Below are 10,145 nucleotides of genomic sequence, written 5' to 3' on the forward strand. Positions count from 1 at the left end.
GCTGATCGCAAGTCCGGTATCCACCAGTTTCTGGTGAATCACCGTCCTGCTCACACCAGAGTCCAAGGCGTTTTCGATCACGTCATACAGGTCGCGGATTTGCGCAGTGTACGACCTTGCTTTGCTGTCCAGAGCCAGTTCTGCCAGAGCCTCACGCCGGTTTTGTATGTCTTGAGCCACGGTTTGCCCCTTGCTGCGTACAAAGTGATGTAAATGTGATGTAAAACTGTCGTATTCGAGCGTATCACTGATGTAGAAAAACGCAACACCGAGCAAATCTGAAGTAATCCAGAGCATTTCTGATGCAATTCTGATGTAACCCGCAGGTTCACCCTGCTGACCCCCTATCTCGAATTCGCTAAATAGGCACGTTACCGATTGTCTACAAAAAAGAGCTTCGCCTTTTTCGTATCCAATCGACGTGCCAAAGGGGATACCCCTTTGAAACCCCGCAGAGCGGGAAAGCGTTGTCGTTGTTGTTGTCATCCAGGTGCCCCCAGGAGGTGATCTTGTGGCTGTAAAAGTGAACAAGTCGTGCCCCGTGTCGTGCCGTTTTACGGATGAACAGTTCGCTCGGTTTGCCGAGGACATAGCGCAATCCGGCCTGAAGCCAGCGCGATTCTTTCGTGACCTGGTGATCAGCCGTTCGCCTACCTTCGAGCGGTCCGCAATCGACAAAAAGCGGATGCAGCAGGTATTCGAAAAGTCTGGACATGCTCTAAACCGAGTTGCCTACTCCGCAAACTCGGCACCTTACAACGGCACCGTTTATCAAAAGCAGTATCTCCACTGGCTTAATAAGCTGATTGCTATTCAACAACTGTTGCTCACCGTGTTGTCCGAGATTGACCCGCCGAAACCGGCAAGGCCAGTCCATAACGGCAACCGTGGTTCACCTAACGTATCTGGAAAAAAAGTTCATATCATCCGGTTTCGACTCACCCAAGACGAAATGACCCAGTTTGATGACATGATCAAACGGGCGGGATGTTCTGCATCAACCTTTTTTAGAGAGCTGATTTTAAATCCAACTCCGGTGTTCAGAGAGTTTACCGGGTTTAGGAGAAGAATAGTATTCATTGTCAACAAAGCCGGTAACAACATTTCGCAGTTGGCTTATATCGCTAAATCAGCCAGTGACAGGGGCCTCATTACCGACAGTGTGAGAGACAAATGGTATGAAACGCTGGTGGTCATCGAGACGATTTTATTAGCAGGTATAGAATGTGCTGATTAGAGTCAGTGGCTATAACACCGGGGCACAGGAGTATTTAGAACAAGGTAACAAGTCGGGCCGGGAGTTTACACGTGATGAATTGGACCATCGTTTGATCATTGAAGGGCAGCTCAGTGTTACTAGAGCTATCTACGAAAGTATCCCGGACCATGGCCAAGATCGCTACCTTACATTCACGCTAAGTTTCAAAGAGGACACGGTGTCACCTGAATTGCTCAAGGCAGTGACGACCGACTTCAAGAACTTCTTTATGCATGCGTACAAGCCTGAAGAATTCAATTTTTATGCCGAAGCGCATTTGCCGAAAATGAAGACGATCACTGACAGGAGGACCGGTGATGTTATTGAACGCAAGCCTCACATTCATATCATCATTCCGCGTATCAACCTGTTGAGCGGCAATGAAGCCAATCCGGTCGATGTTTATAAGAATCATGAGAAGTACTTTGAAGCTTTTCAGGAGCACATCAATCAGAAGTATGGACTGTCTTCTCCGCGTGAGAATGTGCGTGCGGACATCACCGACGCAGCCAGCGTCTTGTCTCGCTATAAAGGCGATGACTTTTACGGCAAGAACCGCCAGTTCAAACAGGAGCTGGTTAAGCAGGTCATTGAGCGCGGCGTAACTTCACGCGCCGATTTCTATGCCCTGGTAGCTGAGCACGGTGAAACACGCATCCGTAATGAAGGCAAGGACAACGAATACATTTCGGTCAAATTGCCGGGTGACGCAAAGGGCACGAACCTGAAAGACACCATCTTTCAGGATGACTTCATTGTCAGGCGTGAACTGAGAAAACCACCGCTTGAAGCCAGTGTGATCCAGGAACGCTTGCTTGCCTGGCCGCAGCGCGCAAGGGAAATCAAGTACGTCAACAAGGCCACCCCCAAGTTTCGCAAAGCGTATTCCGAAGCTTCCCCTGAAGATCGTGTTCGGCTGCTGGCCGAACGCGAAGCCAGGTTCTATCAAACTTATGGAGAATCCCATGACACAGTACACAGCGGGCAACGACAGAGAGATCACCAGCGAAGTCCTGCTCAAACTACGGGGCGACGCACTGCCGAGCCTGCCAATGGCTTGCAAGACCTGTCCGTCAGCGATGTGGCAGATCACAGGCAAGCCGGACCGACCCGAAGCCGTGACGGTGCGTTGTTACTGCCCAGTGATGCACACGTTCACGTGGGACAGTCGCAACCAGGAGGAGATACTGGATTGCGATCATCTGTACCAGGAGGAGGACGAGGAAGGCGGGCCGGGTCCACAGCTGAGCGAGGAAGAGGAGGAAGCCAACCTGCCGCCGTTTCTCAGGAAACAAAGGGAGCAGCAACGCCTGCAGGCGCAACAGGCCGACGACGAGCCGGAGCTGGAAAACCCCGAAACACCCGAGTACGAGCTGGACGTGTAGTCCCGCCTTATGCCCAGAACCCCCACCGTGTGGCCACCATCGCTGACATCGAGGAGCGGGGCCGACGCCTGTTTGACCCGCTTAAGCGGCCTTCTGACAACGCGCTGGTGTTCTATCGATCATCCAGCCACCCACAGGTGGCCGACCAGTTGCCCCAGGCAACGGCTGCAACGACAACGCCTGTCCAATCTACTGCGGGACGCATGCCCCGGAGTTCAGGCAAGCCCCGCCCTCCCCGTCAATGGCGGCCTGGCGCTGTCCCGCCTTACGCCAAGAACCCGCACCGGGTCGCGACGGTGGCTGACATTGAGCAGCGTGCCCGGATGCTGTTCGATCCGCTCAAGCGACCTGCAGACAAGGCGCTGGTGTTCAAGCGGGCTTCGATCAAGGCCCTGACCGTTAACAAACACGCCTCCACGGTGGCCGCGTATTTCACGCGGCAGGTGCAGCACAACCAGATCGCTCCGGCCCACCGCCGGGCCATACGCCGGATCGATCAGCAGTATTTCGCGCTCAGGCGCGCCGTGTTCTCCGATCAACGCTTAACCCGCCAGGACAAAGCGCAGCTGGTTTCCGTGCTGACGTTCGAGCGGCTCAAAGCGCGTGAACAGTTCCACAACCCGAAACCCAACATCGAGGTAAATCTCATGGGCAGTGCAGCTATACGCAATCTCTTAGACGATGAAAAAGAAGACCCAGGCTTCAGCATCAGCGGCGCGAGGGGACCTGGCCCTGAAGGCGTGCGTGAGCGGGTGAAGCGGGTCATGGATCGCTTCGCCAAACAGGTTGATCCAGTCGCCGCCAGTGAGCGGGCCCGCGACCTCAGCGCCAAGGATCTTTACACGCGCAAGGCCAAGTTCAGTCAGAACGTGCATTACCTGGACAAACAGACCGACAAGACTTTGTTTGTAGACACGGGTACCACCATTTCCATGCGCCGCACGGGCATCACCGAAGCCGGGGTGTCCGTAGCCCTCCAGCTGGCCCGGGAAAGGTTTGGCAGCACACTGACGATCAACGGCACTGCCGAATTCAAAAAGCTGGTGATCGAGGCGGTGGCTAAGAACGGCCTGGACGTGCATTTCTCCGACAAGGCTATGAATCAAAGCCTGGCTGATCGCCGCGCAGAGCTGGACATCGAACGTGGTGGCCAGAGCATTGGCCCTGCCAACGGCATGCCTCGGCACGTAGACGACTCAACACGGGATGTGCGGGACCAAGCGGATCGTCTGGGCGTTACCGTGCCCATCGAGGCGCTGTATGGAGAAGGAAAGACGGCTGAGCAGGTTAGCCAGGCGCTCGCCGCGCAGCTGGACTCCGTGCCGGAGTCTGAGCGCATTGCGTTCGTCGAGCTGGTGGCTATTACCCTAGGCATTCCGGAACGTGGTCAGCCCAAAGGCGACGAGGCATTTGTGCAATGGCGGGCTCAGCGTGCCAAGCCTGCTATAGATTCCACCGCAACGGCCGCGGCTGAAGCGCAGACCAGTGTGCCAACGCCTTCAGATGCCACGTCCGAGCCAGTGAGTTCGGACGCCGCGAAGCCTGCACCTGCCAGCGACCCGGACTTGCAGAGCCCCAGCGAGCTAGTCAGGCGTGAAGCACAATGGCGTCGGGATTTCCCGATGTCCGAGGCTGACGTGAAGGCTTCTGATGTCGTCATGGGCTTGCGAGGCGAAGACCACGCCATCTGGATTATTGCGACTGACGACAAGACCCCTGAAGCCGTTGCCATGCTGACGTCTTACATGGAAAACGATAGCTACCGCGAAGCGTTCAAAAGCAGCCTTGAAACAGCTTACAAGCAGGTCGAGAGCTGGCCTGATTCGGTCGAGGACCTCGACCGAATCACGGCCACTGCGGTTGGCATCGTCAACCAAGTTGAAGCCCGTTTATATCCTGCACCTCAAGCGGCATCCGGGCAGGCCACCTCGCCCAAGATCAAGGTCATCGAAGGTGAGCTGATCGAGCACGGGCAAGCACCGTATCAGCACAAGGACACCAATCAGTTGAGCTACTTCGTGACTCTCAAGCCCGAGGGGGGTAAACCCCGCACGGTATGGGGGGTGGGGCTGGAAGATGCCATGGACCATTCAAATCTTAAACAAGGCGACCAGGTGCGTTTACATGACCTAGGAACCCGGCCTGTCATGGTGCAGGTCATTGAGGAGGATGGCACTGTGTCGGACAAATTGGTCAACCGCCGAGAATGGTCAGCGCAGCCCACCGCGCCTGAGCGGGAAGTGGCCGAAACCACGCCCAAAGGGCAGGCCGCCGCAGCAGGCACACCGGAGCTGTCATCACCGGATGAAGATGACGGCATGAGTGTGGACTGAGCCGTTTTGAGAACCCACCTCCTTGTCTGGAGGTGGGAGCCGTTCCGACGCATCAATAGATTCCTAGTAGCAAAATATCAGTAACTTATGTAAGTTATGTCACTTCAATAATCATTACACAAGGCAGCTCATGATCTTACTTTTAGGTGGTGAAAAAGGCGGCAGCGGCAAAAGCTGTCTTGCTCAAAATCTGGCCGTTTGGTTGCAGGCTCGCGGAGGTGATGTCCTGCTTCTAGATGCAGACCCACAGGGCACGACTGCAGATTGGGCTGCTGAACGGTCTGCTCAAGGGGACCTCCCTGCAATTCCCGTTGTGCAAGCCCACGGCAATATTCGTCAAACACTGACAGACTTACGTGGCCGGTACAGGCAAATTGTGGTCGATGCTGGAGGATCTGACTCGGAAGCTCTGCGGTCAGCAATGACGGTAGCGACCCATATGTTGATCCCTTTCCGCCCCAAGCGCCGAGATCTCAAAACCCTTCCCAAGGTTGATAACTTGGCGCGGCTGGCAACAGCTGTAAATCCAGCATTGAATGTACGTGCAGTGATCACGCAATGCCCAGCCCTTCCAAGCCAGATACAGCGGATACTGGATGCCAAAGAAGCATGCCGCTCCTTCGGCATTCGACCTCTTGACGCTATTACTACAGCTCGCAATGTCTACGACGATGCGGATGAGGACGGATGTTCGGTTTTAGAGAGCAACTCCGACGCACGTGCTAAAGAAGAAATAGAGACGTTGGCAGCAGAGCTTTGGGGGGCTGCAAAATGGGATTGAAAGATTTGATTCGTAAGCCTGAGGAGGTCTCCCCGTCTTCCGAGGCCAACGATGAAGCCGCACTGGCGTTCATATCTGCTGCACCTGTTAGTGCCACCCCCGAGCCTAAGCGCAAGCGTAAGAAAGCTCCTACATTCGTGCGCACTACTTTTTCCCTGTCCAAAGACGTCAACAGACAGATAGATAAGATTTCTCTATTGCCCCGGACCTTCCGCATATCTCGATCCGATGTGATTAGGGCTGGAATCATGGCTCTCCAAGAGCTGGATAAGGCTGATCTGATTGCGTTGCTTGAGAATGCATCTAATGCCGAGCCGATCACAGATTTTACGGAAGACGAGTAAGCGCAGTAACTTACGTAAGTTATTACCATTGCATAAATTACATCACTAACATCGCTGAAAGCCACGTATTGCAAGGCCTATGACCATTTGTACTAGGTTAAAAAATTGGTGCAATACGAGCTGTAAAAAATGGCATTTTCATTGCGGATGGGGAATTCGGGTGATAGTGTTCACCCACTTTGCCTCCCCACCGTTGCTGGGATGCCATATTTTTCATGCTTGGATGAGCGTAGACGGGAAAATTTCTAACGATTTAGCCAAATAGCAGAAACCAAAAAGCCCCGGTTGGCGCCGGGGCTTTTTGGAAAATCATGAACAGGCCGTTATGAGAAGGCGGAAACCTGTTCAACACACATAACGTGAGCTGATTATGGCGTTCACTACGGCTTTGTGCAAGCCGTCAAAAGTGAAGCCTTCAGTTCACCGCTGAACGGTGGACTTATGGAAAAGATTCTTCAGTTGTTGTGCTTCGTCAATGACCGCACCCTACCCCCCAAGTTGATCCCTTGTGTCACTCCCTTTCACGCCGTTGGCCAACCTGCTGGCCATGGCGGTGAAGGATGAACCACGACAACGCGCTCAGCCTTCCTCTCGCGACCTCACCCAAGGCGAATGCAGATCCGCTGGCCATCAGCACCCACATGCCTCCGGCCCGCTTCTTTGAAGAGGGCACTGCGCTCAACCGGTTATTGCTGGAAGCGCCTTACATGGCGCGGTGCAGTGACGACAAAACCGCCACCCGCGTTCGTCCACGTGAATACGCCCTGCGTTACCCCTATATGCAAGTCAATCGTGCTGGCATGGTGTCTTGGCTGGTGTTCGACCTGGACCATGCCAACGCCTTGGCCTGGGACGATGCCGGGTTGCCCGCGCCGAACCTGATGGTGCGCAACCGCAAGAGCGGCCACTCCCAGCTGTTCTATGCCGTGCCTTCCGTATGCACCACCGAGAATGCACGGACCAAACCGATTCAGTACATGAAAGCGATCTATGCCGCGTTTGCAGCTCGCCTCGATGCCGATGTGGACTACCACGGTGGCCCCGTGGCCAAAACACCCGGCCACCCATGGTGGGAGACGACCGAATTTCATAGCCACGTGTACGAACTGGGCGAACTGGCGAGCGCGGTGGAGTTGACCGTCAAGCCATGGGCCACCGGTCCCAAGCTTGACCAGGTCAGCCATTCGCGGCACTGCATCCTGTTTGAGCAGCTGCGTTATTTTGCGTACAGCATCGTCAATCGCGAGCGAGAGCTGGGTTCGTTTGAGTCGTTTATGCGCTCGCTCGATGCGTATGCCTACAACCACAACAACTTTCTAAAACAGGGTTTTTCGGAAAACCTCCCCCTGTCGTCTATTCGCGCCACGGTCAAATCCGTAGGCCGCTGGACGTGGGATCGTTACACAGGTGATCGCCGTTGCCACCGAGGGGCAATGCAGCTCGATGGCAACTTGTCGCTCACTGAGCGGCAAAGCCTTGCGGCCAAGCGGACCCATGAACTCCGGCACAAAGCCACAGAATCGAAGATCCGCGCCGCGTGCAGGCAGCTACAGGTTCAAGGCAAGACGTTGGCACGCTCTGCAATTGCCACGCTCGCCGGCGTTTCTGCAAGCACTGTTGGCAGGTACGCACACATCCTGACTGAGGTGACCAAGCCTGCCCCTATAAGTGTGCTCAAGGTCAGCGATGTTCCTGTGCCAGCGGTAAACAAGCGCGAACAAACGCGACCTCTCAAAGCCGAATCGGCGCTGAAAAGCCAGGGCATTACGGACCATGATCAAAGTGTGTCATATGGTGTACATCAGATATCTGCGGTCCCAGAGGGGCTGCAAGCCGGACAGTCGCTAGAAAGAGAACATGAGGATGGCTCATGATGAGGACTTTGGTTTTGTCGATTTCAACGGCTACAGCCGAGCCAGATCCTCGTCCATGCATAGGAATTTCAAAATGCCTATGCATCAGGCTGACGCTATGGAAGGAGGCGTCATACCTTCATAGCGATGCGTAGGCAGACGCTGATGCGTTACTTCTGCAGTGAAAATCCCTATAAGCAAGCGTTCATGCAGGTTATTTCACCGCGCAGCCTAGGTGCGGACGCACCTTCCCCCTGTCAGGGCTTCACGTACCGGCGTTTCGGCCAACGGGAACTGATTACGACCTTGTGGCGACTCAGTTATTAGGCTCTGCACTAAAAGTAGCCGCTCATCGGTGATGCTGCGTTAAAAGCAGGCTCGTGCGCGAGCACGGTAGGGATTTTCATCTACAACCAGTAGATTCCGCTACCGTGCCTTTTTTTGCCTTGCCTTAGGGAGGGACTGATTTATTCTGAAACCCAGCTGTTGCCCCGTGATAAATCAAGTACTTCAGAGCGTTGCTGGCGGGACGAAAATCGAATAAATCAGCGGCTCCTTAGCTTCGCTGACTGACTCCTGGGTACAGGGCCGAGCAACCCTCAATCGCTACTTTAGAAACGATTTCTTTAAGGCCGGCAACACCTAATTTTAAGGAATGGAAAATGGGATGTATCTCATCGAAACCTCAGGTAATGTCTCCTTCCCGTCATTACTCTTCACCTGACGCGGAGCCTGCTACCGCTAGAACATCGCATCTTAGGTCAGCTCGTTATGGTGAATTATCGGGCCCTCCAGCACAAACCGGCTTAACGTATTATCAGCAATCGTTAATTGGCGTAGCTCGCTGGCCCGATCCTCAGTATAACCAGGACCATCTTCCTCATCAGATGGAATATGGTCGTTCCTTCTTCGATGCGTCTCGCCACGCAGGTGCTGGCATTGCTTCGGGTCAAGTTCAAGCATTTAGCCAATTGTGGGCCTTGGCACAGCGCTGGAGAAGCGAAGCTGCTGGCGGAGACTACGAAACTTTTGGCGAGGAAAGCGAGCGATACCCAACTTACAATCACAATCCGACAACGCCTCTGGCAAATCAATATGCTTACATTCTTGATCGTTACAGAAATCGAGAGGATGGTGAATTTTCCGAGGATGTTGAGGGCGTTCCAATGCAGGAGTTTCCTCTGCGAGACGAGATAGATGGTAAGCCTATAACTCTCTCAACTGTTGTGGTAAGTGCAGACCCTGATGCGAATAGATATGATAGTAGATACTCTGCTCTAAGGCACCTTGAAGCTGGCGAGCCTTTCTATATAAGGCACACTTTTTCTGCCGATGTGCCAGAAGTGCTTGCTCATGTAGAAGAACTTTATAATCAAGCGTTGGATGCGAGCGTTTCCGATTCACAAGCTTTAAGTATATTAGGTGAAATACATTGGTGGGTTGCTAATGCTATGCCTGATCATAGGGGCAGTGCAGCAAAAACTGAGTTCTCTGTCCGTGCCATAGCAATGGCGCGAGGTATGGAGTTACCGCCTATGAGACACGGCATAGTAGCAGATCTAGAAGCGATGACCACTTCTCGTGAGGCGTTCGTTAGGCACTACAATAACTTTTTTGATCGCTGATCTGAAAGCTCGATGCATAGGAATTTCAAAATGCCTATGTGTGACGACCTGCAATCGAAATGGCCTCGGGGCAAATAGAAATAACGGAAAAAATCGTACGCTAGCGTGATTCCTGTTAGATTGAGGTCCTAGAAGTTGACGGCGATCCGTCAGGAAATACAGAAACCAGCCCTAGTCTGACGGGTCCAGATACAACCCGATGACGTCCCAGAATTTCTCTTCGAAGTTGGGATCGTTGGACAGCTTGAACGTACGAGTCAGGTGCGGCTTTATGTCATTGGCAGCCCATATACGCTGGACGCTGGCCTGAGAAATACCCGCGACTTGCGCCATGCTTCGGCAGCTCCAGCGAGGCTGGCCAATACGAGGTTGAACCACTTTTTCAAGTACTCGAGCCATAGCGTCTGGCGGCAAGAATGACTTACGTCCGCGGCCAGGCTTATCGATCAAACCGTCTAGTCCCTGTTCATGCATAGGAATTTCAAAATGCCTATGCATCAAGCTGACGCTATGGAAGGAGGCGTCATGCCTTCATAGCGATGGGTAGGAAGACGCTGATGCCTTAC

9 protein-coding genes and 2 pseudogenes are annotated in these 10,145 nt (G+C 53.7%); 7 read left to right on the top strand and 4 right to left on the bottom strand.

Features of this window, described 5'->3' with window-relative positions; genetic code table 11:
• Window positions 1-297, bottom strand: a pseudogene (locus tag KDX37_RS29580) (hypothetical protein); the annotation flags it as partial.
• Window positions 298-511: 214 nt separating this feature from the next.
• Here KDX37_RS29580 and KDX37_RS28135 point away from each other — a divergent pair.
• Window positions 512-1,237, top strand: coding sequence for a plasmid mobilization protein (locus tag KDX37_RS28135; RefSeq protein WP_231656477.1), 726 nt, complete (start codon window positions 512-514; stop codon window positions 1,235-1,237).
• 202 nt (window positions 1,238-1,439) lie between these two features.
• On the opposite strand, the gene KDX37_RS29940 is transcribed toward KDX37_RS28135, so the two are convergent.
• Both KDX37_RS29940 and KDX37_RS28145 read right to left on the bottom strand, forming a co-directional pair.
• Window positions 1,440-1,673 carry a hypothetical protein gene (locus KDX37_RS29940; protein ID WP_406643464.1) on the bottom strand — a complete coding sequence of 78 codons (234 nt, stop codon included), beginning with the start codon at window positions 1,671-1,673 and terminating at the stop codon, window positions 1,440-1,442.
• Between the two features lie 192 nt (window positions 1,674-1,865).
• Window positions 1,866-2,225: a hypothetical protein gene (locus KDX37_RS28145; RefSeq protein ID WP_231656484.1), complete on the bottom strand. Its 360-nt coding sequence runs from the start codon at window positions 2,223-2,225 to the stop codon at window positions 1,866-1,868.
• Here KDX37_RS28145 and KDX37_RS28150 point away from each other — a divergent pair.
• From KDX37_RS28150 to xopAH, 6 genes are all read left to right on the top strand, one after another.
• Window positions 2,224-2,643, top strand: a complete 420-nt coding sequence (locus KDX37_RS28150) for a hypothetical protein (RefSeq protein WP_231656482.1) — start codon at window positions 2,224-2,226, stop codon at window positions 2,641-2,643. The genes KDX37_RS28145 and KDX37_RS28150 overlap by 2 nt on opposite strands.
• Before the next feature lie 29 nt (window positions 2,644-2,672).
• On the top strand, window positions 2,673-4,976 hold the full coding sequence (locus KDX37_RS28155; protein WP_319941727.1) for an LPD7 domain-containing protein: 2,304 nt from the start codon (window positions 2,673-2,675) through the stop codon (window positions 4,974-4,976).
• A gap of 130 nt (window positions 4,977-5,106) precedes the next feature.
• Window positions 5,107-5,757, top strand: a complete 651-nt coding sequence (locus KDX37_RS28160) for an AAA family ATPase (RefSeq protein ID WP_231656478.1) — start codon at window positions 5,107-5,109, stop codon at window positions 5,755-5,757.
• The gene (locus KDX37_RS28165; RefSeq protein ID WP_231656479.1) at window positions 5,748-6,101 is read left to right on the top strand and encodes a hypothetical protein; all 354 of its coding nucleotides are present in this window, start codon (window positions 5,748-5,750) and stop codon (window positions 6,099-6,101) included. The genes KDX37_RS28160 and KDX37_RS28165 overlap by 10 nt, the downstream gene beginning before the upstream one ends.
• Before the next feature lie 560 nt (window positions 6,102-6,661).
• Window positions 6,662-7,975, top strand: a complete 1,314-nt coding sequence (locus KDX37_RS28170; RefSeq protein WP_231656480.1) for a replication initiation protein — start codon at window positions 6,662-6,664, stop codon at window positions 7,973-7,975.
• Window positions 7,976-8,616: 641 nt separating this feature from the next.
• Entirely contained in the window at window positions 8,617-9,579 is a 963-nt protein-coding gene (gene xopAH / locus KDX37_RS28175) for a XopAH/AvrB family type III secretion system effector (protein ID WP_264759417.1), read from the top strand.
• 174 nt (window positions 9,580-9,753) lie between these two features.
• On the opposite strand, the pseudogene KDX37_RS28180 reads toward xopAH, so the two are convergent.
• Window positions 9,754-10,047, bottom strand: a pseudogene (locus KDX37_RS28180) (helix-turn-helix domain-containing protein); the annotation flags it as partial.
• Window positions 10,048-10,145: the final 98 nt, after the last annotated feature.

This window comes from Pseudomonas californiensis (assembly GCF_021147775.1).
GTDB classification, from domain to species: domain Bacteria; phylum Pseudomonadota; class Gammaproteobacteria; order Pseudomonadales; family Pseudomonadaceae; genus Aquipseudomonas; species Aquipseudomonas californiensis.

What these genes read in the sequence shown, in the direction of transcription:
- KDX37_RS28165 (WP_231656479.1), top strand. Translation starts at nt 5,748, where the DNA reads ATGGGATTGAAAGATTTGATTCGTAAGCCTGAGGAGGTCTCCCCGTCT.
- KDX37_RS29940 (WP_406643464.1), bottom strand. Translation starts at nt 1,673, where the DNA reads ATGATTCTTATAAACATCGACCGGATTGGCTTCATTGCCGCTCAACAG.
- KDX37_RS28150 (WP_231656482.1), top strand. Translation starts at nt 2,224, where the DNA reads ATGACACAGTACACAGCGGGCAACGACAGAGAGATCACCAGCGAAGTC.
- KDX37_RS28145 (WP_231656484.1), bottom strand. Translation starts at nt 2,225, where the DNA reads ATGGGATTCTCCATAAGTTTGATAGAACCTGGCTTCGCGTTCGGCCAG.
- xopAH (WP_264759417.1), top strand. Translation starts at nt 8,617, where the DNA reads ATGGGATGTATCTCATCGAAACCTCAGGTAATGTCTCCTTCCCGTCAT.
- KDX37_RS28170 (WP_231656480.1), top strand. Translation starts at nt 6,662, where the DNA reads ATGAACCACGACAACGCGCTCAGCCTTCCTCTCGCGACCTCACCCAAG.
- KDX37_RS28160 (WP_231656478.1), top strand. Translation starts at nt 5,107, where the DNA reads ATGATCTTACTTTTAGGTGGTGAAAAAGGCGGCAGCGGCAAAAGCTGT.